Annotated in this window: 25 protein-coding genes and 1 pseudogene; 13 read left to right on the plus strand and 13 right to left on the minus strand. The window is 64.8% G+C overall.

Going from position 1 to position 26,313, the window contains the following annotated elements:
• Positions 1-3 precede the first annotated feature (3 nt).
• From ACT9TC_RS10275 to ACT9TC_RS10305, 7 genes and pseudogenes are all read left to right on the plus strand, one after another.
• Positions 4-2,487, plus strand: a complete 2,484-nt coding sequence (locus tag ACT9TC_RS10275) for a gluconate 2-dehydrogenase subunit 3 family protein (RefSeq protein ID WP_458040417.1) — start codon at positions 4-6, stop codon at positions 2,485-2,487.
• 1 nt (position 2,488) lies between these two features.
• Positions 2,489-3,511 carry a zinc-dependent alcohol dehydrogenase gene (locus tag ACT9TC_RS10280; RefSeq protein WP_458040418.1) on the plus strand — a complete coding sequence of 341 codons (1,023 nt, stop codon included), beginning with the start codon at positions 2,489-2,491 and terminating at the stop codon, positions 3,509-3,511.
• A gap of 1 nt (position 3,512) precedes the next feature.
• Positions 3,513-4,283 (plus strand): SDR family oxidoreductase, encoded by a 771-nt coding sequence (locus ACT9TC_RS10285; protein ID WP_458040419.1) that lies wholly within the window; start codon positions 3,513-3,515, stop codon positions 4,281-4,283.
• Complete coding sequence (locus ACT9TC_RS10290) at positions 4,280-4,903, plus strand: bifunctional 4-hydroxy-2-oxoglutarate aldolase/2-dehydro-3-deoxy-phosphogluconate aldolase (RefSeq protein ID WP_458040420.1); 624 nt, start codon at positions 4,280-4,282, stop codon at positions 4,901-4,903. The genes ACT9TC_RS10285 and ACT9TC_RS10290 overlap by 4 nt, the downstream gene beginning before the upstream one ends.
• Positions 4,900-5,871, plus strand: a complete 972-nt coding sequence (locus ACT9TC_RS10295) for a sugar kinase (RefSeq protein ID WP_458040421.1) — start codon at positions 4,900-4,902, stop codon at positions 5,869-5,871. The genes ACT9TC_RS10290 and ACT9TC_RS10295 overlap by 4 nt, the downstream gene beginning before the upstream one ends.
• Before the next feature lie 363 nt (positions 5,872-6,234).
• Positions 6,235-6,835: pseudogene (locus ACT9TC_RS10300) on the plus strand (integrase core domain-containing protein); the annotation flags it as partial.
• Between the two features lie 543 nt (positions 6,836-7,378).
• Positions 7,379-10,150 (plus strand): AAA family ATPase, encoded by a 2,772-nt coding sequence (locus ACT9TC_RS10305; protein WP_458040422.1) that lies wholly within the window; start codon positions 7,379-7,381, stop codon positions 10,148-10,150.
• Between the two features lie 47 nt (positions 10,151-10,197).
• Here ACT9TC_RS10305 and ACT9TC_RS10310 read toward each other — a convergent pair whose 3' ends face one another.
• From ACT9TC_RS10310 to ACT9TC_RS10320, 3 genes are all read right to left on the minus strand, one after another.
• On the minus strand, positions 10,198-10,518 hold the full coding sequence (locus tag ACT9TC_RS10310; RefSeq protein ID WP_458040423.1) for a hypothetical protein: 321 nt from the start codon (positions 10,516-10,518) through the stop codon (positions 10,198-10,200).
• Between the two features lie 114 nt (positions 10,519-10,632).
• Entirely contained in the window at positions 10,633-11,079 is a 447-nt protein-coding gene (locus ACT9TC_RS10315; protein WP_458040424.1) for a single-stranded DNA-binding protein, read from the minus strand.
• Positions 11,080-11,116: 37 nt separating this feature from the next.
• Positions 11,117-11,596, minus strand: a complete 480-nt coding sequence (locus ACT9TC_RS10320) for a hypothetical protein (protein ID WP_458040425.1) — start codon at positions 11,594-11,596, stop codon at positions 11,117-11,119.
• Between the two features lie 77 nt (positions 11,597-11,673).
• Here ACT9TC_RS10320 and ACT9TC_RS10325 point away from each other — a divergent pair, with 77 nt between their 5' ends.
• Complete coding sequence (locus ACT9TC_RS10325; protein WP_458040426.1) at positions 11,674-11,928, plus strand: hypothetical protein; 255 nt, start codon at positions 11,674-11,676, stop codon at positions 11,926-11,928.
• Positions 11,929-11,981: 53 nt separating this feature from the next.
• Here ACT9TC_RS10325 and ACT9TC_RS10330 read toward each other — a convergent pair whose 3' ends face one another.
• The 10 genes from ACT9TC_RS10330 to ACT9TC_RS10375 all read right to left on the minus strand — a co-directional run bounded on the left by ACT9TC_RS10330 (position 11,982) and on the right by ACT9TC_RS10375 (position 22,303).
• A complete protein-coding gene (locus ACT9TC_RS10330) occupies positions 11,982-13,790 on the minus strand; it encodes a type IV secretory system conjugative DNA transfer family protein (RefSeq protein WP_458040427.1) in 1,809 nt (602 codons plus the stop codon).
• A gap of 17 nt (positions 13,791-13,807) precedes the next feature.
• Complete coding sequence (locus ACT9TC_RS10335; RefSeq protein ID WP_458040428.1) at positions 13,808-15,076, minus strand: AAA family ATPase; 1,269 nt, start codon at positions 15,074-15,076, stop codon at positions 13,808-13,810.
• A complete protein-coding gene (locus tag ACT9TC_RS10340) occupies positions 15,073-16,665 on the minus strand; it encodes a hypothetical protein (RefSeq protein ID WP_458040429.1) in 1,593 nt (530 codons plus the stop codon). The genes ACT9TC_RS10335 and ACT9TC_RS10340 overlap by 4 nt, the downstream gene beginning before the upstream one ends.
• Positions 16,665-17,969: an SCO6880 family protein gene (locus tag ACT9TC_RS10345; protein ID WP_458042915.1), complete on the minus strand. Its 1,305-nt coding sequence runs from the start codon at positions 17,967-17,969 to the stop codon at positions 16,665-16,667. The genes ACT9TC_RS10340 and ACT9TC_RS10345 overlap by 1 nt, the downstream gene beginning before the upstream one ends.
• A 25-nt stretch (positions 17,970-17,994) precedes the next feature.
• Complete coding sequence (locus ACT9TC_RS10350) at positions 17,995-18,897, minus strand: IS982 family transposase (protein WP_458040430.1); 903 nt, start codon at positions 18,895-18,897, stop codon at positions 17,995-17,997.
• Positions 18,898-18,960: 63 nt separating this feature from the next.
• Positions 18,961-19,158, minus strand: coding sequence for a hypothetical protein (locus tag ACT9TC_RS10355; RefSeq protein WP_458040431.1), 198 nt, complete (start codon positions 19,156-19,158; stop codon positions 18,961-18,963).
• Positions 19,155-20,594 (minus strand): hypothetical protein, encoded by a 1,440-nt coding sequence (locus ACT9TC_RS10360; RefSeq protein ID WP_458040432.1) that lies wholly within the window; start codon positions 20,592-20,594, stop codon positions 19,155-19,157. Before ACT9TC_RS10360 ends, ACT9TC_RS10355 begins: the two co-directional genes overlap by 4 nt.
• Before the next feature lie 5 nt (positions 20,595-20,599).
• Positions 20,600-20,902, minus strand: a complete 303-nt coding sequence (locus ACT9TC_RS10365) for a hypothetical protein (RefSeq protein ID WP_458040433.1) — start codon at positions 20,900-20,902, stop codon at positions 20,600-20,602.
• Between the two features lie 23 nt (positions 20,903-20,925).
• Entirely contained in the window at positions 20,926-21,549 is a 624-nt protein-coding gene (locus ACT9TC_RS10370) for a M23 family metallopeptidase (protein ID WP_458040434.1), read from the minus strand.
• A gap of 1 nt (position 21,550) precedes the next feature.
• The gene (locus ACT9TC_RS10375) at positions 21,551-22,303 is read right to left on the minus strand and encodes a hypothetical protein (protein WP_458040435.1); all 753 of its coding nucleotides are present in this window, start codon (positions 22,301-22,303) and stop codon (positions 21,551-21,553) included.
• Between the two features lie 349 nt (positions 22,304-22,652).
• Between ACT9TC_RS10375 and ACT9TC_RS10380 the strand changes: the two genes are divergently transcribed.
• The 5 genes from ACT9TC_RS10380 (at position 22,653) to ACT9TC_RS10400 (ending at position 26,290) form a co-directional block, all read left to right on the plus strand.
• The gene (locus tag ACT9TC_RS10380; RefSeq protein ID WP_458040436.1) at positions 22,653-23,003 is read left to right on the plus strand and encodes an ArsR/SmtB family transcription factor; all 351 of its coding nucleotides are present in this window, start codon (positions 22,653-22,655) and stop codon (positions 23,001-23,003) included.
• Positions 23,004-23,117: 114 nt separating this feature from the next.
• Entirely contained in the window at positions 23,118-23,723 is a 606-nt protein-coding gene (locus tag ACT9TC_RS10385; protein ID WP_458040437.1) for a hypothetical protein, read from the plus strand.
• A gap of 331 nt (positions 23,724-24,054) precedes the next feature.
• The gene (locus ACT9TC_RS10390; protein ID WP_458040438.1) at positions 24,055-24,513 is read left to right on the plus strand and encodes a copper resistance CopC family protein; all 459 of its coding nucleotides are present in this window, start codon (positions 24,055-24,057) and stop codon (positions 24,511-24,513) included.
• Positions 24,510-25,049, plus strand: a complete 540-nt coding sequence (locus ACT9TC_RS10395) for a copper chaperone PCu(A)C (protein ID WP_458040439.1) — start codon at positions 24,510-24,512, stop codon at positions 25,047-25,049. The genes ACT9TC_RS10390 and ACT9TC_RS10395 overlap by 4 nt, the downstream gene beginning before the upstream one ends.
• Before the next feature lie 2 nt (positions 25,050-25,051).
• Positions 25,052-26,290 (plus strand): Dyp-type peroxidase, encoded by a 1,239-nt coding sequence (locus tag ACT9TC_RS10400; RefSeq protein ID WP_458040440.1) that lies wholly within the window; start codon positions 25,052-25,054, stop codon positions 26,288-26,290.
• Positions 26,291-26,313 lie beyond the last annotated feature (23 nt).

Here is a 26,313-nt window from a genome sequence, read left to right on the forward strand (position 1 = left end):
ACAATGAGTAGAACATCACGGTATGCGCGGAAGCCGGAGAAGGTTGACGTGGTGATCGTCGGGGCTGGTGCGACGGGCGGAACGGTGGCAAAGGTGCTCACCGAGAAGGGGCTGTCCGTGGTCGGCCTCGAGCGCGGCCCGTGGTTGACGCCGAAGGACTTCTCGTTCGACGAGATCAAGTACCTCGGACGCAACTACCTGCACCCCGATGTGCGTATCAAGCCGAGGACCCGTCGCCCGGACGAGAACACTAAGGCCGAGATTTTTCCGTTCTCTCCACTCCCGCAGCAGGTAGGTGGCGGGACGGTGCACTGGAATGCGTGGATGCCGCGCCCCCGTCCCTCCGACTTCCGGCAATTGACCATTCACGGCGAGGTCGAGGGCGCCAGTCTCGCGGACTGGCCGTTCACCTATGACGATATCGAGCCCTACCTCACGAAGGTCGAGTGGGCGTTCGGCACGAGCGGTCTCGATCGTGAGAGCCCATATGAGGTGCGCCGCAGTCGCCCATATCCCACGCCCCCGCCGCCCGTCACGGCGTTCGGACGGAAGTTCTACGAGGCGTGTGACCGCCTCGGTATCGACGCCGCACCTGTACCGCAAGGTCTCGTGACGCGCGAGCACAACGGACGCCCGCCCGCGCAGTGCACGGGTTTCTGGAACCTTTATGGTGACCCGGGGCTGAGCAAATCGACGACGCTTACGAGCTTCATTCCCGAAGCGCTCGCCACAGGCCTCTATGAGTTGCGGGCCGACAGTTACGTGACGCGGGTGAACGTGGGTCGGGACGGGCGCGCGAAGAGTGTCACCTACCTTGATCCCGAGGGTCGCGAGGTCGAGCAAGAAGCCGAGATCGTCGTGTTGTGCTCGACCGCGATCGAGTCCGCGCGCTTGCTGCTGCTGTCGACGTCGACACTGTTTCCGGACGGTCTTGCAAACAGCAGCGGCCTTGTCGGTCGCAATGCGACGTTCCACGAGTATTGCTACGCCACGGGCCTATTCGACAACTTGGTGAACGACCCTCTGTACGGCTGGACTGGCTATTACCTGAACGGGGGATCGTTCCAGTTCTACGAATCGGACGCGTCACGAGGGCACATCAACGGATCGTTCATCACGGCGTCTGGGACGTTGCAGCCCATCAACTGGTCGATGCCCGACCGCCCATTGTGGGGTCAGGCCATGAAGAACGCGGACCGCGACTACTTCAACTACGCGATGAAGATCGGGATGATCCTGCACGACATGCCGCGGCACACGAACCGGGTCGATCTCGACCCCGACGTTCAAGACGCGTGGGGCATACCTGTTCCACGTATCACCTACACCAGCCACCCGAACGACATCGCGATGGCGAACTGGCAGGTGGCCAAGAATGCCGAGATCCTTGAGGCCGCGGGTGCCTCGCGCATCCACACCGTCGGTCTCGCCGACATGATTCCCGGTACCACGACTCACCAGCACGGTACGGCCCGTATGGGCACGGACCCGTCGAAATCGGTGCTCAACGGCTGGGGCCAGGCACACGATGTCGACAACCTGTTCGTGCTCGACGGCAGCGGGTTCCCGACGTCGACCGGAGTCAACCCCACGCCGCTGATGATGGCGAACGCATGGCGCTGTGCCGAGCACATTGCCGCCACGCCCGGCATCGGACGGCGCCGCGCCGACCGCGCTGCCGGACGTGCGCGCCCCTATGTGCCCTTGGACGGCGGCCGCCTGCCAAGTGACGAGGTGCATCCTGCCAGCAAGGCTGCGTGGAGCAACGACATCCCGCCCATTGACCCGGATTCCACTGAGAGGCTGTTCTTCAGCGATCACGAGTGGGACACGATCGAGGCTGCGACGGCGCGGGTCATGCCCACGGATCACGATGCGGGAGCGAAGGAGGCCGGGGTTACGCTCTTCATCGACAGGTACCTGTCGGGCATTGATTACATTTACGCCTCTGCTGACGGGTCGGGCTTCCTCGCGATGAGCGGCAAGGAGGCCGACGCGTGGCGGGGGAGGATCGCCGAGCTTCAAGCGACGTACCACGAGGGGGTACGCGAGCTCGATCGCCTCAGCCGCGAGGCATACGGAGTCGAGTTCGTCGCGCTCGACGAACAGCAGCAAGACGAGGTGCTCGTGGCGCTTTCGGGCGCGCCGAAACCTGAGTCCACGGTGCTCGGCGACGAGGTCGCCTGGGTCCCGGCGGGGGCAGCGGCATCCGATCGTGGGGCGTCAGACAACGGGTCTGACTTCTTCTCTGCCCTCCTGCTGCACACACGACAGGGGTACTACGGCGACCCTGTCTACGGCGGAAACCGCAATCGCGTGGGCTGGGACGTGGTCGGTTTCGATGGGCCGAAGTCGCTCGAAGACACAACGAACGGCGTATTCAACGTCGAGAAGTACATGCTCGGCGAGATGGAGTGGCCGTACAAGTGGCCGGCCTCCGATGCGTCAGAGGGAGCAGGCGCGGCCCTGGACGGGCGAGGGGAATGAGATGACGACTGTCACGTATGTGGGACATGGCGCGATAGACATACGCCCGAGCGAGCCGACGGAGCCGGGTGCCGGAGAGGTGCAGCTCGCGGTCGCGTACACGGGCATCTGTGGGACCGATCTGCACATCCTGCGCGGTCATATGGACCATAGGTCGCCCACTGTCATTGGTCACGAGATGAGCGGCAACGTGTCGGCGGTGGGTGAGGGGGTCGACGGTTTCGAGCTCGGTGATGGCGTAACGGTCATGCCCCTCGCGTGGTGCGGTGAGTGTCGTGCCTGCCGTGACGGCCACAACCATGTATGCCAAAATCTCGAGTTCGTCGGCATTGACTCACCTGGTGCGATGCAAACCAGGTGGAACGTGCCGGCGAACCTGGTCATCCCCTTGCCCGCCGGAATCTCACTTCGCGATGCCGCGCTGGTCGAGCCCGTAGCCGTGGCCGTCCACGATGTCACTCGCTCGCGGCTCACGGCAGGCGAGCGGGCCGTGATCATCGGCGGCGGGCCGATCGGCGCATTGATCGGGGTAGTAGCACGCGACCTCGGAGCCGAGGTTCTCGTGATCGAAGTGGATCGTGAGAGGCAGGCGAACATCGCGGCACTCGGGTTCTCCACGATCAATCCACTCGATGTCGATCAGGTGGAATGGGTGGAGAGGTGGAGCGACGGCGACGGGGCGGATGTCGTGTTCGAGGTCTCGGGATCCGCGCACGGCATTCTGGTGGCCACCTCGCTCTCCCGTGTACGAGGCAGAGTGGTGGTCGTTGGCATCCACGCGCATGCTCAACCACTCGACCTGCCGCGCGTGTTCTGGCGCGAACTCGAGATCCTCGGCGCACGTGTCTACACACGTGACGACTTCGTCCAAGCCATTCAGCTGATTTCTGAGGGAACGGTTCCGGTCGACGCGATCGTCTCGCGGGTTGTTCCCCTCGAGAACACTATGGAGGCTTTCGAGGCTCTTGAATCGGGCAAAGCGATGAAGATCCTCATCGACTGCCAGGCATCGGAAGGGGTGTGACATGCACGCGACTCAGATCGAACTGTTCGACCTCAGTGGGAAGCGTGCCGTCGTCACGGGCGGGAACCGGGGCATCGGGCTGGAGATCGCCTGCGCGCTCGCGACTGCCGGAGCTGACATCGCGTGCGTCAGCACAAACATGCAGGGCCCGGAAAGCGAGGCGGCCAGGCGGGTACGTGAGACCGGCCAGGCGTTCGAGTCGTATACGGCCGATTTCTCGGATCGAGCAAGCGTCTACCGGGTGCTCGAGGAACTGCGCGCCGACGAAGTCGACATCCTCGTGAATAACGCGGGCACCATCCGCCGCCAACCCGCCGTCGAGCACAGCGATGAGTACTGGGATGAGGTAATCGCCGTGAATCTCACGTCACAGTTCGTGCTAACACGGGCGATTGGAGAGCTCATGCTGGCGCGCGCCCGGGGGAAGATCATCTTCACGGCGTCGCTGCTGAGCTTCCAAGGGGGCGTCTTCGTTCCGGGCTATACCGCGGCGAAGTCGGGGATCGCCGGACTGACCAAGGCGCTCGCGAACGAGTGGGCCGCCCGGGGCGTGAACGTGAACGCGATCGCGCCGGGTTACATCGCGACTAACAATACGGCTGCGTTGCGCGCTGACGTCGAGCGCAGTGCGGAGATCTTGTCGCGCATCCCCGCCGCGCGATGGGGCAAGCCGTCCGATCTGCAGGGTGCGGCAGTGTTCTTGGCCGCACCGGCATCCGACTACGTGAACGGGGTGACCCTGCCCGTCGATGGCGGCTGGCTCGGGCGATGAGTATCGACACCGCTCTCGGCGAGATCATCCCGATCGTGGTCATCGACGACGCCGCGCACGCCGATCCTCTCGCCGACGCGCTCATCGCGGGAGGCATCCGCTGCGCGGAGGTCACGCTGCGCACCCCAGCGGCGTTCGATGTAATCCGGGCGCTCGCGCGACGCGACAGCTTCACGGTTGGAGCTGGAACGGTCTTGTCCGCGGACGATGTGGCGCTCGCGGTCGACGCCGGGGCACGGTTCCTGGTGAGTCCAGGGCTGGACATGTATGTGCTCGCCGCGGCTGTGGCGGCCGGGACGCCTTACATTCCGGGTGTGGCTACAGCGACGGAAGTTCAGCGGGCCGCCCGTGCAGGCATCGCGCGCATGAAGCTGTTCCCGGCTCAGCAGCTCGGCGGGACGGCGGTGATCGACGCTCTCGCCGGTCCGTTCGCGGGGGTGACGTTCATGCCGAGCGGTGGAGTGGATCAGTTCAACGCGGCGGAGTACCTCTCGAAATCGTCGGTGTTTGCGGTCAGCTCGAGCTGGATCGCACCGCGCGCGCTGATCGCCCAGGGCGATTTCGACGAGATCCGTCACCGCTGTACCGCGTTTGTTGCGTCGGGGCGGAGGCCCGTGTGAGTGCCGCGGGCACGTCCGCCGCCCCTCGCACCGGCGGCGTGGTGACGTTCGGCGAGACGATGGGCCTGTTCGTTTCGACCAACCCGGGACCGCTCGCGCACGCGGGCACCGCTCGCCTGGGCATCGGGGGCGCCGAGAGCAATGTGGCCATCGCACTTCGGCGGCTTGGGGTCCATACCACGTGGGTCGGGCGGCGGGGTGACGACAGTGTTGGAGACCTGGTCGAGCGGGAGCTGCGCGCAGAGGGGCTCGAGGTCATCGCGATCCGGGATCCTGCACAGACCGGCCTGATGATCAAGGAACGACGCAGCGAGAGTGCCTTGCGTGTCTGGTACTACCGGGCGCAGAGCGCAGGAAGCAGGCTCGCGCCCGGGGACATCCCCGAAGGCCTCATCGAGCGCTCGGCGCTCCTCCACGTCACCGGCATCACGCCCGCACTCTCGGCCACGGCCAGGGACGCGACATTCGAGGCGGTCTTCCGCGCGAAGACGGCGGGGGTGCCCGTGTCGTTCGATATCAATTTCCGCTCGCGGCTGTGGTCCCAGGACCAAGCCTGTGAAACCCTCGCAGCGCTCGCTGCAGCATCGGACCTGGTCTTCGCGGGCGACGAGGAAGCGCGGATCATCGTCGATGGCACGGGTGAGGTCGAGCTCGCTCGTGCCATCCGCGAGTTGGGGCCGCGTCAGGTGGTGATCAAGCTGGGCGCGCGCGGGTGTTTCGCGGCCATCGACGACGAGGAGTTCACGGTCGCGGCCGTTCCTGCGAACGTCGTCGACTCGGTCGGCGCCGGCGACGCGTTTGTGGCCGGGTATCTCGCTGAGTTCCTCGCGGGCGAGGACCCGCGTACGCGACTGGCCACCGCCGTTCGTGCGGGGGCTTTCGCCTGCGAGACGGCGGGCGACTGGGAGGGCATGCCGTTTCGCGAGGAGCTGTCGTTGCTCGGCGCGAGTGAGCCCGTCCTGCGCTGAGGCACGCGATGACCGGTGAGCACGGCTCAGCCGAGCCGCAGTCCCCCACCGCGACCGTGTCGGCGGCCGGGGCTAGTCTGGGCGCTTGGTCTCGTTCGCCGACAAGCCGCTGCTCGGGCAGCTGCCGTCGAAGAATGGGAGGCATTCCTCGCCGACGATCCACCCGAGGTCGGGGTGCGCCCCGTGCTGCGGAAGAAGACGTCGTCGGCGCCCGGAACCGCCTCTGCCGAGGCGCTCGACGTCGCGCTCTTTCGGCTAGATCGACGGCCGGCTCGCGTCGACGACTACGTCGCGCAGGCCTTCACGCCGCGACGGTCCCGCAGTCCGTCCGGACTGATCAATCAATAGCATCCGCAGTAGTTCTGGCGTGAGGAAGGCCTCCGCGTCTCCCAGCGGCGGCGGCGCAAACGCGTCGGATCCTCGAGGGTCGACGCCGACGGCGGACGCGCCGAACGTGGTGTGGGCGGTGGACTTCCAGTTCGACGCGGACGAACAGGGACGACCAATCAAGATCTGCTCCATCGTTGACGAGCACACCCGCGAATGCATCGGTGGGCTCGTCGAACGGTCGATCACCGCCGACCGGCTCACCGCCCACCTCGAAGACCTCGTTGCCGTGCGCGGCGCCCCAGCCGTGCTCAGGTCGGACAACGGTCCGGAGTTCATCAGCGACGCGACGGCCGACTGGGCCGGCACCCGCACCGGCCTCAGCTACATCCCGCCCGCCTCGCCCTGGCACAACGGGTACGTCGAGTCGTTCAACAGCAGGATCCACGACGAGTGTCTCAACATCAACAGCTTCTACTCGCTGCTGCACGCGCAGGTCGTGATCGGCGACTGGAAGACCGAATACGACCACGATCGCCGCCACTCATCCGTCGGCTACCTCGCACCCCTCGACTGCGCTCGGCAATGCACGCATCAAATCGAAACCGACGACGCACACACCGCCCGGACCGGCTGAAGGGGGCGGCCCAGTCCGACCGTGTGGCTGCACAGGCTTGCTCAGGGCGCTCGCCACCACCCGGGCACGCTGGGTACCTTCAAACCGGCGACAACGACGATGTTGATCACGCGAGTGTGAGGTGAAAAGAGTGTCCGCATGGGGATCGTCATACGGAACGCTCCTGCGGCACAGCCAGGACACGCGATCGCGCGGAGTACGGCGTGCGTATGGGGTGCCCGCAAGGAATCCCACGCAAGCGGCCCTATTCGGAACGGGAGGGCTGCTAGTCGACTGTGCAGAGGCCTCCGTCCGCTAGACCGCAGAGTCGGCACAGCGCGACCGTCGGAAATACGCGCTCTAATGTGCTGACCTTCGTCCCGCCTCGCCACCTCGGGACCTACCGAACATCGGTAATCGAATGTGCGACCATGGCGGCGACAAGCCAACGAAGCAAGACAGCTACAAGAACAGCGATCAAGACAACTGCCAAGAACAGCGATGCACGCAGGCACTTTCTGTGTAACGCTGTCGCGATTTAACATATTCACATAGCCTTGCGTCATGAGAGGTGGGCTCGAGCGCTGGAAGCGGGGCGTCGACTCCGGCGGAGTTCGACAGGCGGTCGCCTACGCATTCGAGGGCACGTGTGACTCGCATCTCGTTGCGCCGCGCGGCGCTGGCGCGCTCGCCGGGTACTCCTCCGCGGCATCTGTAACCCGACTCGCTGTCGAGGCCGGACAGATCCGCGAGGACACTCTCGACCAGACCTGGCTTCGTAGGTGGGTGAATGGCGAAGACCCCGCGACGGGGGAGCGGCGGGGACGTGACCTCCAGTCGCCCGACGCTGATCTCGTACTCGACGGGACGATCAACGCACCGAAGTCGTTCAGCCTCGCGTCACTGATTCATCCCGAGCTCGCAATCGAGTTTGAGGCGCTGCAGGACCGCCTTCGTGACCGCATCGTCACGACCTGGCAGCTTGAACTCAATGCGCGGCGGGGGGCGGGCGGCAGCATCCGCGAGGATCTGCATCGCATCGAAGTCGTCGAGTTGCGCCACCGGCGGTCGCGGGCACTCGACCCGCATATCCACCGCCACCTGTGGCTGAACGTCAAGGTGGAGGGGATGGACGGAAAGTGGTCGAATGTCGACTCGCGGGTCGCGATGAAGCTACACACGGTCATCAACGCAGAGGGTGAGATCGCCGCACGAACCGACCCCGCTTGGATCGCCGCGCTCGCCCGCCACGGATACACGCTCGATGAGCACGGCGAGATCGCTCAGCTCGCTCATGCCGTGAGGCCGATGTCGCGCCGATCGAACCAGATCGAGACGAACCGGCAGGTGAAGACTGCGGAGTGGCGCGCCGCGCACCCAGGACAGGAGCCATCCCACGACGTTGTCGCAGCCATCGATCGGTGGGCGTGGGCGCAAGGACGCCCGAACAAACCCGACGACATTGATGAGGATGACTGGGAGCAGCGCGTCCGCGACGAGCTTGCCTCGCTCGATCCCGCGCTGCTCGGCTTTCGGCCGCCTGCTGAGCCGCACCACGTCGTGATCGCAGACCTCGACCGAGATCTGCTCGCGCGCATGGCGGTGGTGGATGCGGACAATCGGTCTGCGAGTTGTGGTGGGCGGTTCAGCCTGTTCGATGTTCGTGCGGGCGCGATGCGCGCGGTGGCAGCATCCGGCGTCATCGCTGACCGCCAACTGCTTGAGCACGTGATCGACGATGTCGTCGCGCGAGCCGTTCGCGACGTTGTGGATCTGCTGGATGACCGTGCAGCTGTCCCGTCCCACGTGAAGGGCTTCATGGCGGTTACGACGGCTGCTCTCAAGACCGACCTCGCCGACCAGTTCGAGGGCCTCTCCGAGCAGGGCGCGAGGGTTCCGCTCGAAGTCGTCCGAGACATATCGACGACCGTTCTACCCGAAGGACGTGAGCTCGACACGGGTCAACTCCACGCTGCCTCGGCGATCGCCGGAACGGATCGGCTGGTTGCGGTCACCGGTCCCGCCGGCACTGGCAAGACGACCATGCTCGTGTCGGCAAAGAGAGCCCTCGAGCGGCAGCGCAGGTCCATGCTCGTAGTCGCGCCGACGAAGAAGGCCGCGAGTGTGGCCGCCCACGAGATCGGTGCAAGTGCATCGAGCTTGCACGCTCTGCTGCTCGACTACGGATGGCGCTGGCATACCGACGCCGCAGGCGCTGAGCAATGGCGGCAACTCGCTGTGGGCGACACGGACGCGACGGGGCAGGTCTACGGCGGGCCCCGCCGATTCCGTATGACGGCCGGCGATCGGATCGTCGTAGATGAGGCCGGCATGGTCGACTTACGCGTAGCGAACGCACTCGCATCCGTCGCCGCTCAGACCGGCGCCGGAATCGCGATGGTCGGTGACCATCTACAAGCTCGCCCCGTCGGACACTCGGGTGCCATGGCCATCATGGTGCGACGCTCGACCGCAGCCGTCGAACTCACCGCGGTACATCGCTTCCGCGATCCCACCTATGCCGCGCTGACGCTCCGCATGCGCGAGCCACGGACGAAGGATGACGCCCTCGATGTCGCGCGTGAGCTGGATGCCCGCGGGCTAATCCGTCGCGCCGCGAACGAGGGGGAGGCGGAGCGGATCATGATTGACGAGTACTTCGCCTGGGCGTCCGCAGGAAGGCGCGTGGCGCTCGTGACAGCGAGGAACGCCGAAGCTCAGACGATCAACGAAGCTATCCAACAGCGACGGGTGCACCAGGGGGAACTCGACTCGGCGCGCGCCGTCATTGGCAGGGATGATCAGTGGTTGTTGGAGGGCGATATTGTCCAGACGCGACGGAACGACAAGGGCCTGGGAGTTGAAAATCGCTCGATGTGGACCGTTGGTCGCATCGAGCCGGAAGGAGTCCGGCTCGTGAGTGTTACTGACTCTGGCGATACTCGACTTGTCCCTCTCGACTATGTCGCTGAGCACGTGCACCTCGCCTACGCGTCAACGGTCCATGGCGTCCAAGGCGAGAGTACGGACGCCGCGATCGTTGGTCCAGGTGTCGACGCGGCTGGCATGTACGTCGGAATGACAAGAGGCCGAGCGGTGAACTCCGTGATTGCCCTCGCGACCGATAGGGACGCATCCGAAGATGTAGCGGACAGGATGATGCGCCATTCCATTGAACCCACGATGGAAGAAAGCCGGCAGGCGGCGTGGCTCGAGCTTGGCCGGGCAGCGACCACGCTGCGGGAAGGTATCGAGCAGGGCACAAGGCCGCAGATCATGAAGTCCGACCCGATCGTCTCGTCGGTGCCGACTCACGGCGGACCCTCACTGAGCTAACGACTAGCCAAGCTCACGGCACGAGATGCTCGCCGCGGCGGACGGGATCACTCCACGCGGTCGACGGCCGATGCCCAGACCCAAACGCGTTGATCTTTGCCGTCCAACAGAAACTTGACCTGCACGGCCCGAGGCGTCCAGGCGACCGCATCTCCTTCGATCTGCGAGGCGATCGCGCCGAATCGGACCCAGGCGCGCACGCGCCGTGGTTGAGGATCGGTGGTCACCGGGTAGAGGTCGAAGCGTAGCTCGCGCTCGGTGAGTGCCTGAATCGGATATCTTGCCGCGAGCTGGTCGAGGATCTTCTGGTTCATGCGCTCGTCGATCTGGGCGGCATATCGACGATTCGTGCCCACGATTCCTCCCATCGAACATATGTTCTAAATGGTACGACTCATGGAAGTCGTCACGAACCCCCATCCGTGACATGCAGTAGCGGGCGGGAGTAACGTAACTCCCGCCCGCTCTGTCTTTGCGGATGGTCAGCGAGCGAACCCTGCGCCGGTGTGCGAAACCGGTGTGGCTTCCGGCCCCGGAGCGTGAGCTACGGGGCCGTTAGCTTTAGGGGATCGCTCGACCTCGACGCCGGCGAACTTCAGCGACGCTCCGACGTTGTCCGCGACGATGTCCCGCGCTTCTCGGGTCGCGCCGCTTTCGCGATCGGTATAGGTGGAGAACCGCAGGTCGCCAGCAACGAGCACGGCATCACCCTTACGCAGCGAGTCGGCGACGTGCCGTGCTTGGCTGTTGAAGACGACGACGCGGTGGAAGACCGAGCCCGCGTCTTCCCACTCCCCGCTCTGCTCGTTGCGGCGACGGTCGTTGACCGCGACGCTGAACCGCGCGTAGTCGGTGCCGTTGTCGGCGGTGCCGCGCTCGGGGTCACCAGTGAGGTTGCCCTCGATGGTGACCGGTATTCGTGTGGACATGGTGTTCGTTCCTTTCTGTCATGCACCGGTCGGTGCGTCATGGCGCGTGAGACTGGCGTGTCCACGCATCCCATTCCTGCTCGTCGGTCGCGGACGACCATGAGCGAGGCTTTTGCGGCTGGTGCCCGTGAGTACAGCCGCCCGCGTAGGCCTGCCGCCAGCGGCCGCGCGCCTGCGCGAGCCGCTCGTGCCACCCGACGGGCCCGTAACCGCTGTCGCTTGCATCGAACGACGCACGATGGGCGGTGTGCAGTGCGGAGAGTTCCTCCACGAGCGCTCCGTGTTTCCACCAGCAGTCCGGGATGCTGGTCACGGGGATGTCGTATCGGATCGTCAGCCACTCGACCCAGTCGCGCAGGGCTCGCCACGCGTCGGCCGCCTGCGCGTCGGGTAGCTCCTTCCAATCAACGACAGCGGCACCTAGGGGCGCCGAGCTTCCGCGTCGGTCGTCCGGATCCCATTCGGCGAGTTCGGCGGCGAGCATCGCCTCGTATGCCGCGTCGGTCTCATCGCTCACGCCGCGCCTCCCATCGCGCGCAACTTGCGTCGCAGGTGAAGAAGTGCCGAGAGGGATGCAGTCCGTCGGTCACGATGATGCGCCAACACCCTGTCGCGGTCGAGCAGTCGATGCAGCAGTTCGTGGCAGTAGGGGTGAACAGCGACGAGGTCCGAGTGCGCTTCCTGCGCGCGCCAGCCGCCATCGGTGCGCTCGACGCCGGAGTAGTCGAGATGGTGCAGTTCCAGCGTTCGGGCGGTGCCGTCAACAAGGCATGCTGCGCAGGCGACGGTGCCCGTTCGGCGCTGTTCGTCTCTGAACCACTGGTCGCGACGGGCGAACCAAGCGGGTGAGCGCAGATACCCACGGCGGTAGGAGTTGATGCGGCGGGGTTTCCGGATGTTGCTCATGGTTCCGGGGTCTCGTTCGCGGCGGGTCCCGTCGCTCGCGCGAGGTCCTCGGCAAACACGGCGCGTTGTTCACGTTCCGTTTCGCGCTTGCCGGCGCTGACCGCTCGCGCGTCAGTGCGCTTGTCCCATCCGGCGAGGTCGAGGAGCACGCCTCGGCGGTTGCGGTAGGCGAGGAGGCCGACGGTCTGAGGCATCCGTCGAATCTCGTCCACTGTCATGAGGGGCAGTCGGTCGTGCTGCTCGCTCGTGTTCACGCCGGCTTGGCTGCTGCTCCAGGATAGCTGGGTGCGGCGGCGTTCCCGTGAGCCCAGGATCGCTTCGATGTCGCGCAGGTGGTCGACTTGCGCTGCGCCACCGAGAAGGATCTTGGCTGTTGCGGCGGACCAGATCGTGTCTGCCTCGGCCCGTGACCACGCGGTTTCTGCTTGGGAGAGTGCCTGCAACACGACGAAGGTGCAGATGCCGCGACCGCCGCCGTCGGCCATCGTGCGTGGCAGGTTCGCCCACCGGAACATGTTGGCGATCTCGTCGAGGATCAAACCGAGAGGTTGTGCGAGTCGCGAACTGGGGGATGCGAGCGCTTTGCGCCGGGCCACTTCGACAACATCGTCGAGAAGGGCACCGAGAAACCCGCCCATCGCGGCGGACCCCGACGATGAGCCGATCAAGTACAGCGTGTTTTCGCCGGTCAGGAACTCGTCGGCATCGAAGCGCAGATCGTCGGATCGCGGAGAGAGTGCTTCACGAATCTGCGGCACCGCCAACGGTGCGACGGCATTCTGCACGCCGAACCACGTTGATGACACGAGTCGCTCGTCACCCGAGACAAGGGCTTCCAAGCTGTCGCCCCACCCGGGCGCTCCGTCGGACCGCAGGACTTCGACGGCCGACCGTGCGAGGGATGGGCTCGTGCCCCAGTCGTAGAGGTCGGCGATTGACCGTCCGCCGACCGCCCCGGCGTGGAGCAGGCGGGAGAGGACAATGGTGGATGCCTGGGCCCATTCACCGTTCGTCGTTGACGCTCCGAGTGCGGTGCCTGTGATGATCGCCGAACCACGCTGGAGAGCCACGAGCGGGTCTTCACATCCCGCGAAAGGGCTGATTCTCATGGCTTCACGAATGCCCGACAGGCCCTGAGGGTCGAAGACGCTGACGGCACCGCGGCGCTGACGCATCTTCATCGTGGCGGTGAGGTTATCGTTCGTCGTTGAGGTGGTGATCAGCGGACCCGACCAGTCGAGGATCGCGGAGATGAGGACGCGGTATCCCTTGCCCGAGCGGGGCGGACCCTCGAGCGCGACGGAATCTTCGATAGACACGTAGACGTCCATGCCTCGAGATGAACCGACCCGCCAGCCCACGTCTACGGGGCTGGGCTGGGCGATTTCGGGTCGCAACTGCGGGGCGCGGCGCAGAACAGCCCGCGCGGAGAGGTGCCTCCGGATCTCGGATGCGGGGGCGAATCCGGGTCGACTCTGCAGATCGTTGATGAAGTAGCGATCCGACTGCCGGTATCGCGAGTACGCGACGCCGCCCCATGCCAACAGGAACGCGAGTACAAGCACCAGCGCGAGATCCGCGACTCTGATCGCCGGCACCGGCAGGGCGCATCCGTCGATCGTGTACGCCCCCGTATCGCCGGAAATTGCAAGCCACAACCCCGACAAGAAACCGGTGGGAGTCGGTCGCGCGCCGCAGAAGATATGTGTGACTGCCTCGGCAGCGAACGCTAATCCGATGTTGAGCAGGATGACGGCGGCGATGCCGATCGCCGCGATCTTGGGCCAAATGCCGTCGCTCACCATGAGTGGATGCCTGTTCTCTACAGCTGCTCCGCGACCGACGCGGCCGTGCGCACCCATGCGCGTTGAGTTGCGGGGCGAAGTGCGTCGAAGCGCAGCGGTCCGGATTTGAGTGCAGGGTCGAACGGGATGACGTGTACAGCGCGGACGAGGTCGCTGAATCCATCGACGATGGGCCGAATCTCAGACGCGGTTGCACGCTCCGAAAGCGTGACTACCACGACGGCGTTTCGTGCGAGCTCTGCCGAGTGGTCATCGCGACCCGAGAGCGCTTCGAGTAGCAGGGCAGCCGATTCCGCTGACTCTCGTGCCGCGATCGTGGGGATGACGAGTTGGTAGGAGGCGTCGACCATCCTGAGCCAGCGCTCGGCGGACTCGTCGTTACCAGAGTCGAAAACGACCATCCGGAAGTACCGCGCGGCGACGCGCATGAGCAGATCGAACTCGGTGCTTTCGATTCGCTGCCGGGCGGCGAGAAGCTCGGGGTTGGAACGCAGCACGTCGTACCGGTCTTGCGTCTGGTGGTGGACGTAGTTGGCGATGTCAGAGATTGGTGCGTCGGGCGAGAGTAGCCAGTCGGCGGCGGGCAGCAGGTCTTGCACGGTCGAGTCGTAGCGTCCGCTTTCGGTGCGCCAGCCGAGGGTCCCTCGTGTGTCGTTGTTGTCCCATGCGAGCACGGGACCGCCGCCGTAGCGGGCGAAAACGGCGGAGAGCATCGCGGTGGTCATCGTCTTGCCGACGCCGCCTTTGCCGTTGGCGACCGCTATCGTGCGGCATCCGGCCCAATGTTGGGCGACCGCTCGCTGGTCGGCCTCGCGCCGCAGGTCCTCTGCAGAGGGACGAACGGTGATGCCGAGACGGGCGAGGACAGCTCGCCATCCGGTTGACGGAGAGGTCTCGGTCTCCTCGTTGATGGTGATGAAGGACCGGCGTTCTGTGCGAGCAGCGCGGCGCGTAGTGGGGTGTTCGCTATCGCTCGCAACATCGCCGCCGGTCGCGACATCAGTCGCATCCTCGGCGGATTCCTCGACGGGTTCGCCCACGTTGACCCCCTCTACGCTGCCATCTGTATGGATGAGTAGGCGATGATCGCCGCGGTCGCCGGAGGTGACCAGTTCAAGCTCCGAGTCCGCTACCTGCGCTTCGGCGATCGCGCGACGGACGATCGATGCACGGATGTCTTCTGCCGGAGCCGCGTGAATGCTCTCGGTGTTTCCATCGATAGATATGAACTCCGCGGTATCGCCGCTCACGTTGGCGAAGACGAGCGGTCTGGTGGCGATGGTCATCCTGTCTCCTTATCGGTAGTCAGCCAACCGGCGAGGTCGGTGCCGTCTTCGGTCGGCCAGACGTCATCTAGCGGTATCGGCACTATCAGCTCGTCGGGTCCGGCGAGTTCGGCGACGGGGAGCATGGCATCGTCCGTCTTGAACAGGTCGTACTCCCACTCGGTGGATGTGGCGAAGCAGTCGACGAGGTAGGAGTACTGGCCGACGTAGGCCAGGAACTCGCCTTTCCGGAGTTGTCGAGCCATGTCCACGTGCGCGGTCGGCATCTGGAGACGGTCTCGCAGGCTCGCGTGTTCTTGGTGGTTGACGCGGAAGACGAACTTGTTCTCGATGTCTCCCACAATCGAGTAGGCGAGATTTCGTTCCTGCGAGTCGGCATCGCCCACAGCGTCAAGGTCGCCCATCTTGTGCAGGATGACGATGTTGCTGATGCCGTAGTGGCGTGAGAGCTTGAGCCACTGCTGGTACATCTGGAGAGCAGCGAGCGAGGTCATGTCGCGCCAGCCTTCTTCACGGACGACGTACCGCGTGCGTTTCGCGTCGCGATCGGAGATGACTGCCTGAACCCACGAGGTTGTGCATACCTGGGTGAGCTGCGCGACGAGGTCGCCACGGGCGAACAGTTCGGAGGTGTCGACGACGACGAGCGGAGATGCATCGTCGAACTGCACGGTGGATTCATCCTCGAACAGACCTGATAGGTCGCCTTCCACGAAGCGGCGCAACACGAATCGAGGTTGTGAGGCTGCGGCGCTGAGCTCAGGCTCGTCGGAGAGTTCGCCCGCACCGATCCGGGCGAGCTGACGGTACACCTCCCGAAGCGTCGGCTCGTCGCCCGTGGCCGTGATCGCGCGTTCGAGAGCGAGGTGGATGCACGCGTGTTCGACCGCAGACAGCTTGGCGCCGCCGACCGCCATCTCGACGAGTGAGACCAGCGTCGCGATGCGGCGCTGGCGCACCATCTGCTCGTGCTGCTCATCACTGCTTCCCGTGCGCCGAGGGCCGCGATCGAGCGGATTAAGTCGCGCGCCTGTCGCTCCGCCAAGCCTGATGACGGTGCCTGCGACAGCCTCGGCAACGACCACCCATTCGCCTTTCGGATCTGAGGGGACCACAGCTTGGTGTCCGAAAGGGATGGAGCGGGTGATTAGTGACTTGATCGTTGAACTCTTGCCCGACCGGTACGACCCCAGCACCAAGACGTTGGTAGAGAAAGATCCGCGCTCGGTGGGATCGGCGTAGGCCTCCCATGGTGAGAAGTGCCAGAGCGCGTCCGCATTGAGGTCGACGCCGACAATCGGGCCGCGGTGTCCCAATCCCGCGTCCGCGACAAAGGGATAGATTCCAGCGAGGTGCTGGGACGTTGCCTGGTGGGCCGGGACCGCGGGAGTGGACAGATTCCAGTAGCCCCCTTCGGTGAGTCCCGGACCGAAGGGACCTGGTACCGCTGGCTCCGGTAGCGCGCGGTCCCGTTTTGAAGTTCTGGTCGGCTGCGATTCCTGCATTCGTGCGGCGATCTCGCGCTGCACCGCTCGGCGCTCGGCACGCGTCTGACCGGCGGGGGAGACGACGAAGGTTCGGCGGGCCATTACTTCATCCCCAGCCCGAGCGGCAGCGCGTTCACGAGGAGAGCCTCGGCCTGCTGGCAGTAGAGGATCTGTGCCTCCATGCCTGCCCGCGAAAGTGCGTTGCGGGCGCCTGCGATCGATTGTTCGAGAGCATTCTCGTCGTCTGCCGTCACGGTCAGGTAGGCGCCATAGCGGAACTCGCCGTGACCAGCGACGAGTTCGTCCTCCTGCTTCTCGAGGGCGAGCCAATCCGCTTCGTCAGCGGCGGAGCCGTCAGCGCCACGCTTGGCGCGCAACCTTTCGTTGCCCCGCCAGACCTTCTTCTCTTCGCGGATGCGCTTGAGCGCTTTGTTCACGGGCACCGGGGTCAAAACGATAGAGAAGATGTGCGTCACGGCTTCGCCAGTCACGGGATGACGCGCGAAGACGAGAGGCGAGATGAACCCCACCGCGGCATCGGACCGAGGCCATTCATGTACCCACATCGTGGTGTGAATTCCCGAGTCTGTGATGACGACGCCGTTCTTGCCGCGCGGCTCTTCGAGGTACATCGGACCGATTGCGTTCAATGCGACACCGGTGTTCTCGGCGTCACGGTTCTGCACCGTGGACAGAAACTCCGGATCGAACGCGGTACGAGCCAGGCTCGCGATGTCTCTCGGCGATAGCCACCGTCGTACGGTGATGCGGGCTGAGCGTAGGGCGTCGGAGATGTTGCTGGCCTCGACATGAGCTAGTGCCTGGATCGCGGATTTGCCTCCACCGAGCGCGCGAACCTGCGGGCCGAGCGCGACGAGGTCAAACGTCAGCGTCAGATAGTTGCGGTGGGCGACGGCGAAGCGCTCCGAAGCATCCATCACCCGCCGATAGTTCGTTGTCACGTCTGCGTCGTCGTCGATGCCCGCACGATGCGCGCTCGTCTCGAAGTGTTCGCGGCCCGCTCGGATCGTGGTGGGCGTTGTACGTTCTTGCAGCGTCACGCGTTTGACGCCTACGCGCTGTGTGAACGTGGCGAGTACCTGAGCCCACTGTTGTGCGAGGTCGTGGCGGTCGGCGGTGTCCTTCATGAGGAATCCCTGCACCTCGAGTTCCGCCGTTACCGACACCGATCGGTCGTGCGGGTTGTAGACGCAGGCGAGCCCGTCGACGTCCCACATCTGCACGGACGCGCGCGTGCCGGGCAGGTTGAGTGTTCCTTCGAGCTGGACGCGTTCTGGACGGTAGGCGTGGGTCGTAGCGCCTGCGGAGTGCCGTAGTTGTTTCGAGAGCCACAGTCCCAGCATCCGGGGCGCGGAGATACCCCGCACGGTCGTCACGGCGACCAGTCCTAGATGAGTGAGTCCGTTTGGTTCAGTGGTCGTAGGCGATGAGGGAGCGTTTGGCGGGGGCGTTGGTGAGCCAGTTGTGCCAGATGCCGGCGGCGAGGGCGAGGAGTCTTGCGGCGACGCGGGAGTAGACGCCTGCGGGGGTTCTGCCGCCGTGGTCTTCGAGGGTGAGTTGGCCTTTGAGGGTGTCGAACACGGACTCGACCCATTGTCGGATGCTGCCGAGTTTCCCGAACCTGGGGGTCTCGTCTTTGCGGTCGGGGCGGATCAGGTGCGCGCCGAGTTCGTTGGTGACGAAGTCCTCGAACTGCTTCCCAGCGAAGCCTTTGTCGCCAACGATGACCTGTCCAGGCTGGATGAGGTGTCTGTCGTGGTCGAGCATCGCTTGGGTGGCTTCGCGTTCACCGATCTTCGGGCTCGCGAGTCCCCAGATCACGGGCATTCCGTCGGGAGTGCAGATCAGATAGAGCCGGAAGCCCCAGAAGTATCGGGAGTGGGATGCGCAGTATCCGTAGTCGGCGTGCCCGGCGAGGTCTGAGCGTTTCACGGTCTCCCGCGATTTCCCGCACGGTAACGGGGTCGAGTCCACCAGCCGGGTGACCTCACCCCAGGACGGGGTGTCACGGGCCAGCTCGGTGATCACCGCAGAGAGAAGCCCGGTGGATTGGCGGACGCGTTTGCCCCACCCGGACTGGCCGGGCAGGTTCGGGAACATGCCCTTCAGGTGAGCGTGCGCGTATCGGATCCATTTCCGATCCGACGCGATCCCGAGCAGGTGTTGCGCGACCAGCAGGCAGAGCAATTCCGCGTCGTTGAGGGCGGGTTTGCGGCCCGGGTGGTGATCGCGGGTGAAGCCGATCGCGGGCAGGATCCGGTCATCGAGGTGGACGTAGAGTGTGATCAGGAGGGTGTTGAGTTCAGTTTTCACACACCGGGGTTAACACCCTCCGCCTGCGATTAACAGCATCCACGCCGACCCAGCCAAACGGACTCACTCATCTAGGGGGAGATAGATGGGTGCTGCGTACAGGATGCCCGCGGGACCGAACCCATTGACACCGATGAGCAGGACAAGGGCGGCTGCGGCGACGAATCCGATCTGCCACGGGTCGAGCCCGAGCACGATCCCTTGGCGCGAACGACGGGGGAGTCGGACTGGGCGTGCGTGGTCCGTCGTGGTAGAAGTCACGGTGTGCTCCTCGCGGGTCGAGACGCGGCTGGCGTCGGGGGCGTGGAAGAAGCGGACGTTGTCGCCGGCTTCGGTGGGGTCGAGCCGGAAGCACCTGAACCAGCGGGGGAGATTGGTCCGGATGTCGGCCGCGAGGCACTGCTCTTCGGGGTGGCGGCGGATGCGCCGGTGATGCCAGCGCGGCCACGGGTCGATCCGGGCGAGACACCTGCTGGCGCACTACCGAGGCGAGAAGGAAGACGCGAGGCGCTCCGCGCCGCGTTGGCACCCATGCGGCCGGCCTGACCGCCGAGTCGTGAACCCAACGAGTCAGCGGCCACGGCACCCGTGAAAGTGAAGAGGCCGAAGACCGCAAAGGGCGCGAACGCGACCAGAACGAGGCCGATGAGCAGAGGCCAAGATTGAGGGTCCCAAATCGTGCGAACAGTCGAAAGCCCGTTGATGATCAACGCGAGGAATCCGATCGTGAGTGGCCCGGTGAGGAGCAGAACGACGACCGCGCTGAGGTAGCGAACCACCCACTGCGGTCCGATTCCGCGAACCGGGAAGATCATCCACGCGACGGGCCCGACCATGATGAGGACGGCGAGGGCGAGGTTTCGGAATGCGAAGACCAGAGTGAGAAGCACGGTCGCGACCATCAGAAGGCCGTGGATGAGGAATGCGAAGAAGTAGTTAGCGTGACCGCCTGCCCACATCACGCTCTGGAGAGTGGAGATGAGGGCGAAGTCTCCGTCGCGGGTCAGGATGTACATCGCCATGTCGTCCACGGCGTTGACGACATGCCCGGTGAGCCAGAGAGTGATCGGGACGGCGGGGATCGCGATGAAGGACCGGATGATTGCACCGACGAGTTGCTCGCGGTCCCGCGCGACGATGGCCGCTGCGATTGCCCAGATCATTGCTGCGAAGACGACCGCGAGCACGGCCCAGTTCCAGAAGGACCATTCCTCGACAGCCGCTGCCCACAGGGTGCTTGAGGTGTCAAACCGTATATTCGAAGCGAGAACGAAAAGTCCGCCTGTCGTTGCCAGAGCCATCCCGCGGCCCGCGTTCTCGAAGCTGACGCAGACGAGATCACCCACACTGCAGTCGTAGCCGACCGTGAGTTCTTTGCCGCCGGCATCCTTCAGTTGCTGGTGGTGTCCTTCGTAGGTCGTGCAGACCATCGCGTTCTCGCCCGCGACCAGCACGCCCGTGAAGCATCGCTGCGCTTTGATGTCAGCGGCATTTTCGGGGGTGCAACTGACCTGATCGGTCTCTCTCGAGCAGGTCACCGGGAACGCCGGCGCAGACCACGTTTGACCCGTGACGGGCGTTGCCGTGACCACCCGCATGGTGGGCTTCGTTTCGTCTGTTGCGTGTGCAGGCTCGGCGATGCCCACAACGGCGCCAGCGAGCAGCGCGCCGAGGAGAAACATCCCGAGCCGACGCATGGAGGTCAGAATCCGAAGTCGAAGTTGACGAACCAGGCGAACAGGCCGCTCGCGGCGCCCAGGATGGCGGCAGCGATGAAGATCCAGGCGATGTTCTCGCCCGCCCACGACCGCACGCGGTCCGGGGCGAGTCCGCGGAACGCGAGGGCGGCGCCCGCGATGACGAGCATGATGAAGACAACGATCATTGCGCCCGCGAGAATGTAGGACGCGATCACTTGGAAGCCCTGAAAGAAGGGCGCCGAGAAGTCGGGTTGGATTTCGGGCACGTCCACGTCGAGCGGGACGAGTAGGTCGTTGAGTGGCATCCGGTCTCCTTGGTGATTGTTGGTCAGGCGAGGGGAAGACCGCGGGCGGCCATGAATGCAGCGGGGTCGAGGCGGGCGCCGTCGATGCGCAGTTCGAAGTGGAGGTGGCATCCCCAGGAGAGGCCTGTGGTTCCTTCGGCTCCCAGGCGTGTGCCGGCCGTCACTTGCTCAGCTTTCTCGACGGCGATCGAGCCCCACTCGAGGTGGGCGTAGATCGTTTCGATGCCGTCGCCGTGGTCGATCACAACGCTGTTGCCGAACTGGCCCATGCTTCCGGCGGTTGTGACGGTGCCAGGACCAGCAGCGAATATCGACGCACCGCATCCCTGCGACATGTCATAGCCCTTATGGTCTGCGGGGCAGTACGAGCATCCCTTTACTGGGTGGAAGCCGTACCCGCGTCCTTTTGTGTAGCCGCCCGCGAGGGGGTAACCCCAATCGCCGACGACGACTGGTGTGCTTCCGTCGATCGTTCCGGGCTGCGCTGCGGGTGCACCGTGCGCTGCGATGGCAAGGGGAAGCGCAACGAGCGGAGTGACGATGGCCCCGCCCGCCAGGGCTACCGCAAGCACCGCGAGCAGAACCAGACGGCGCAACGTCTTTGACCGCGCGACGATACCGGCGGCAACGACTGAGGGATGCGGCATGTCAACTGCCGTCCGCGCCGAAGAAGCGGACGACCTTGCAATCGCCAACCTGCTGCGCCGAGCCGGGGGCCGGGATTGACTCGCCACCGCACAGCACCTGCACGCGGACTCGCGCAGTCTGCTCGTAGCTCGTCTCCTGCGCCCCCTCTGTCACCGAGGTGAAAGTGAGTACGACGTCTGCTTCCCCTATGAACATGTCCGCAGCAGGGTTCTCGGGCACGGGCGAGTAGGTGATCTCGTCCAACACGGCTCCCTCGACTCGGCCGTCTTCGGCCGCCAGCGAGTTCCACATGTCTTCGGGGAGAACGACGGATTGCCGAAGTTCCAGGCGGGCCTGATCGAGTTGGGGTTGGCGGTCTGTTTGTGAGGTGTACCGAGTGTCGGGCGTGAACCAGGTGTCGAGATAGGCCAGCCACTCGTCACGTGTCGCGCGGGTCGTGTCGAACGTCGCGGCGGCCGAGAGCGCCCCACGGATGTAGACCTCTTCGTCGCGGGTGATGGGCTCGGGTGTCCAACCTTGCGCCGTGACGCTCTCATCGACAACCGACGTATCCGTGGGCTCGACGGTTGGCTGGGCGGACGGGGTGGCGCTTGTGGTCGTGCTGGTGGGTGGGTTGGGCAGTCCAGCATCGGGCGTTGTTCCGTTGATGATCGCCATGGCCACGAGCGCTGCGATGCCGGCAACGAGGACAAGTCCTCCGGCGATTGCCCAAGGCAGGCCGCTCCAGCGGCGTGGTGTCGTCGGCGTCGTCATGGCGCTGCCCTCCCTGCTGATCGTGAGCAGTGGAGCGAGACGCGACGTTGGGGCCAGCTCGAGCTGCCTTTCCGGCATCCTATGCAGGTGCGAAAAAATCGGAAAGGGTGAGGTGTCAGATTACGGCGTACCAGTAGCGAGGAGGCGTTGGCCGTGGATGTCGGGGCGCATACGAATCGCGATTCGCAGAATATCCCTTGCAATCGGCCCTTGTCTGTAGGGCTTATGGGGGACATGCCGCCGCCTTGACCAGTTCGTGGCTGGTTTCTGTTCGCCTCGACGGTTGACATATCTGGATACTACAGCGATACACTCGCAATGTGAATCACTAAATTACCCAGTTTGCCGAGTGCTCGCGCAGCCGGTGCGCCACAATGGTCAGGTGCCCAAATACGCCCGCCCTCGTCATAGCGAGCATGCGGAGGACCCCATCAAAGCCCTTGGCAACATGGTGCGCGCGGGCATCATCGGTTTCCTCCGGACCAACGGTCCGGCCACCCGTGCTGAGATCTCCCGCGCGCTAGAGATTCCGGTGCCAACGGTGGCGAAGTCGCTCGCCGCTCTGATGACTTCAGGTTTGCTGATCTCGGACCCACCGATGGACGAGGTGCGGCAGGGGCAGCGTGTTCGGTACCAAGTGGACGACGCTGCGGTCAGTGACATGTACCTGCAGCTGGGGCAGGCGATCGGCGAACTCTAGACAACCCTCTTACCGACTGAGCGAGACCATACTCACTGGCTAACTGGTTGTTGCGCCAGAACCCGGTCTTGTTGTCCGTCCCCTCCCCGGCCTGTCGTCCAGCACAATGGATGCATGCGTGCATCACGGGCCTCTCGAGTCCGTCGTGGCGCGCTCGCGGCCGCCATTGCGACGTTCGCGGCGTTGATGTCTCATGTCGCGGCCGGGGGTGTGCCGCCCGGTTGGGTGGGGATCGCTGTCCCCTTCGCGATCTCGCTCTTGATTTGCACGGCTGTCGCAGGCCGGCGCGTGTCTCTGGTTCGCATGTCGTTGTCTGTTGCGGTGAGCCAGGTGATGTTCCACTCCCTGTTCGTGTTGGGAAGCGGTGGCGAGCCGGTGGTCAGCGGCGGCGCCCATCACCACGGGATGGCCCAGGCAGTGCTCGCCGTGGGCGGTGCAGAGCACGTCCACGCCTCGCCCGCGATGTGGGTTGGTCACGCGGTCGCTGGCGTCGTCACCATCGCCGCGCTCTATTCGGGTTCGCGGATGCTGCGATACGCCTACGGCATCGTGGCGCAGGTGGGTTGCTGGCTGCGCAGCCTCTGGGTGGATCCGAGTCTGCCGGTTGTCCGCCGCGAATGGTTCCGACTGTGCCCGATCGAGCGTGCTCCGTTCGCGCCCCCAGCATTCTCTGAGAACTCCGTATCCCGCCGCGGCCCGCCGCGTTTCGTCCTCATCTGATCTGAATTCTCGACCACCCCCTCTTGGTGCTAGCGCGCTGTTGCGCGCATTCCCTTGGTGGTTGCTAGCGCGCTGTTGCGCGCATTCCGTTTGACGACGTCCGGCTCGGACTGCGTTTTCGAGCCGTCTCGAAAAGGTGATGCCTTATGTCCCATTGGTACCGATTACTTCTCGTCTCCGCTTCTGCCGCATTGGCAGTTGCGCTTGTGACGACGCCCACCGCGCCAGCTAGCGCGCATGAGAGCTTGGGGTCGAGCTCTCCTAGCGAGGACGAGCAACTTGAAACAGCGCCCCAGCAGATCGGCTTGTTTTCAACGCCGACATCCTGACGATGGGCGCTGACGTGCTGGTCGTGGATGAAAGCGGAAAGGACTGGGTGTCTGGGGACCTGACGATCACTGGAACTACCCTGACCGCTCCTCTCGCGCCCGACATGCCGGACGCCGGCTATCAAGTGCGGTGGCGGGTGGTGTCCGGCGACGGTCACCCGATCAGTTCGGTCATTCCATTCACTGTCGGGGATGGAGAGCCATACGTATCGGCGACTCCCAGCCCCGAGGTCAGCTTCCAGGCCGATGCCGATGCCGATGCCGAGGTGGAAGCTACCGCGGACCGGGATCAGGCGCCCGAGCTGTGGCAGCTGGCCCTTCTTGGTATCGGGGGCGCGGCTGGTGCAGTCCTCCTCTTCGTACTTTTTTCTTTCCTCAATCGTCGTCGGCGCGCCCGGTCCGACGACGAAACTCGACGGCCCATGGAGTCGTCGGACAACTTTGAAAGGCACGATTCATGAACACTCGTAACCGCACGCTCCTCGCAGTCCTGACCGCTGCTCTCGCTGCCACTCTCGTCGGATGCTCGTCCACAGAACCCGAGGTATCGAACGTCCCCGCCACCGCGTCGAGCGTCGTCACGATCGAAGACGCCTGGGTCAAGTCGGCGGACTCCGGGATGACCGCCGGCTTCGGGATGCTCCGCAACAGTGGCACCGACGATGTGACGGTGACCTCTGTGTCTACGGACGTCGCCGCTTCGGCAGAGTTGCACGAAACCGTCGTGGATGATGCCGGCGCGATGGTGATGAGGCAGATCGAAGGCGGCTTCACGCTTCCCGCAGGCGAGTCCTTCCCGCTGGAGCCTGCCGCGAACCACCTGATGATGATGGACCTGACCGGCGCTCTCGTCGCGGGTGACGAAGTTCCGTTCGTGTTGGAGTTTGCTGACGGATCGTCGCTGGACTTCACGGCGGTCGTGAAGGACTACTCCGGAGCGAACGAGGAGTACGTGGGCGACGACATGGGCGACATGGACATGGGCGGCGACGAGTAACGATGGCTTCCGACCGGAAAACTGATTCCGGCCGCCCTGCCTCGAACAGCCGGCGACAGTTCCTCCTTGGAGGGGCTGTCGCCGGCCTCGGGGCCGCGGCCACCATCGGCGGCACCTACGCCATCACGAACAACCGCGACTCGGGCGAATCGGTGCCGGTTGAAGTGCCGGTCATGAACGGCAGCCGGACCGTGCCGTTCTACGGGGCGCATCAGGCGGGAATCGACACACCCGCGCAAGCGCACAGCACCTTCCTGGCGTTAGATCTCCGTCCGGAGGTGGATCGTGGACGCCTTCGGGCACTCATGCAGCTCCTCACCGACGATGCCGCACGTCTCACGCAGGGCCAGCCCGCCCTTGCCGATACGGAGCCGGAGCTCGCCCTTACTCCGGCACGGTTGACCGTGACGTTCGGGTTCGGACCGGAGTTCGTGCGGCGTGCCTCGGTCGCCGCTCCCGGCTGGCTCGGACCGTTGCCGGCATTCTCGATCGACCGTCTTGAAGATCGGTATTCGCACGGCGACCTCCTCATCCAGGTTGCCGCGGACGAGCCGATCAGCGTGGCCCACGCGTCGCGCATGCTGTTGAAGGATGCGCGGGCATTTACGACGGTGCGGTGGAGCCAGTCAGGGTTTCGGCGCGCGTACGGCACGGCCACAGAGGGCACCGCGATGCGGAACCTCTTCGGACAAGTTGACGAGACGGTCAACCCCGAGCCTGGGACGACCGACTTCGAGGCCGTGGTGTGGTCGAACGAACGCTGGCTCGCCGCCGGAACAGGGCTCGTTGTGCGGCGCATAGCGATGAACCTCGACACCTGGGACGAACTGGACAGACCCGGGCGTGAGCAATCGGTCGGACGCCGACTATCCAATGGCGCGCCACTGACCGGCTCCCGAGAGCACGACGAGCCCAATTTCGAAGCGGTCACCGCGATCGGCTTCCCCGTCATTCCCGAGTTCTCCCACATGCGTCGAGCCCGATCGGACAACCCGAACGAACGGATCTTCCGCCGCTCGTATAACTACGACGACACACCCGCAGGCGAGCAGGTGTCGAACTCTGGGTTGATCTTCGCCAGCTACCAAGCGGATGTCGCAAGCCAATTCGTGCCGATTCAACGGCGCTTGGACGAGCTCGATCTCCTCAATCAGTGGACGACCCCGATCGGGTCTGCGGTTTTCGCCGTGCCACCCGGGTGTGCTGAGAACTCGTTCATCGGGGCCGGGATCTTGGCCTGAACAAGAAGGGTTAGTATCTAAGC

It is taken from the genome of Microbacterium sp. HM-570 (genome assembly GCF_054165885.1).

What these genes read in the sequence shown, in the direction of transcription:
- ACT9TC_RS10365 (WP_458040433.1), bottom strand. Translation starts at nt 20,902, where the DNA reads ATGCCACTCAACGACCTACTCGTCCCGCTCGACGTGGACGTGCCCGAA.
- ACT9TC_RS10330 (WP_458040427.1), bottom strand. Translation starts at nt 13,790, where the DNA reads ATGGTGAGCGACGGCATTTGGCCCAAGATCGCGGCGATCGGCATCGCC.
- ACT9TC_RS10305 (WP_458040422.1), top strand. Translation starts at nt 7,379, where the DNA reads ATGAGAGGTGGGCTCGAGCGCTGGAAGCGGGGCGTCGACTCCGGCGGA.
- ACT9TC_RS10395 (WP_458040439.1), top strand. Translation starts at nt 24,510, where the DNA reads ATGAACACTCGTAACCGCACGCTCCTCGCAGTCCTGACCGCTGCTCTC.
- ACT9TC_RS10375 (WP_458040435.1), bottom strand. Translation starts at nt 22,303, where the DNA reads ATGACGACGCCGACGACACCACGCCGCTGGAGCGGCCTGCCTTGGGCA.
- ACT9TC_RS10325 (WP_458040426.1), top strand. Translation starts at nt 11,674, where the DNA reads ATGCGCCAACACCCTGTCGCGGTCGAGCAGTCGATGCAGCAGTTCGTG.
- ACT9TC_RS10335 (WP_458040428.1), bottom strand. Translation starts at nt 15,076, where the DNA reads ATGACCATCGCCACCAGACCGCTCGTCTTCGCCAACGTGAGCGGCGAT.
- ACT9TC_RS10340 (WP_458040429.1), bottom strand. Translation starts at nt 16,665, where the DNA reads ATGGCCCGCCGAACCTTCGTCGTCTCCCCCGCCGGTCAGACGCGTGCC.
- ACT9TC_RS10360 (WP_458040432.1), bottom strand. Translation starts at nt 20,594, where the DNA reads ATGCGTCGGCTCGGGATGTTTCTCCTCGGCGCGCTGCTCGCTGGCGCC.
- ACT9TC_RS10370 (WP_458040434.1), bottom strand. Translation starts at nt 21,549, where the DNA reads ATGCCGCATCCCTCAGTCGTTGCCGCCGGTATCGTCGCGCGGTCAAAG.
- ACT9TC_RS10385 (WP_458040437.1), top strand. Translation starts at nt 23,118, where the DNA reads ATGCGTGCATCACGGGCCTCTCGAGTCCGTCGTGGCGCGCTCGCGGCC.
- ACT9TC_RS10310 (WP_458040423.1), bottom strand. Translation starts at nt 10,518, where the DNA reads ATGGGAGGAATCGTGGGCACGAATCGTCGATATGCCGCCCAGATCGAC.
- ACT9TC_RS10275 (WP_458040417.1), top strand. Translation starts at nt 4, where the DNA reads ATGAGTAGAACATCACGGTATGCGCGGAAGCCGGAGAAGGTTGACGTG.
- ACT9TC_RS10315 (WP_458040424.1), bottom strand. Translation starts at nt 11,079, where the DNA reads ATGTCCACACGAATACCGGTCACCATCGAGGGCAACCTCACTGGTGAC.
- ACT9TC_RS10400 (WP_458040440.1), top strand. Translation starts at nt 25,052, where the DNA reads ATGGCTTCCGACCGGAAAACTGATTCCGGCCGCCCTGCCTCGAACAGC.
- ACT9TC_RS10280 (WP_458040418.1), top strand. Translation starts at nt 2,489, where the DNA reads ATGACGACTGTCACGTATGTGGGACATGGCGCGATAGACATACGCCCG.
- ACT9TC_RS10390 (WP_458040438.1), top strand. Translation starts at nt 24,055, where the DNA reads ATGGGCGCTGACGTGCTGGTCGTGGATGAAAGCGGAAAGGACTGGGTG.
- ACT9TC_RS10290 (WP_458040420.1), top strand. Translation starts at nt 4,280, where the DNA reads ATGAGTATCGACACCGCTCTCGGCGAGATCATCCCGATCGTGGTCATC.
- ACT9TC_RS10285 (WP_458040419.1), top strand. Translation starts at nt 3,513, where the DNA reads ATGCACGCGACTCAGATCGAACTGTTCGACCTCAGTGGGAAGCGTGCC.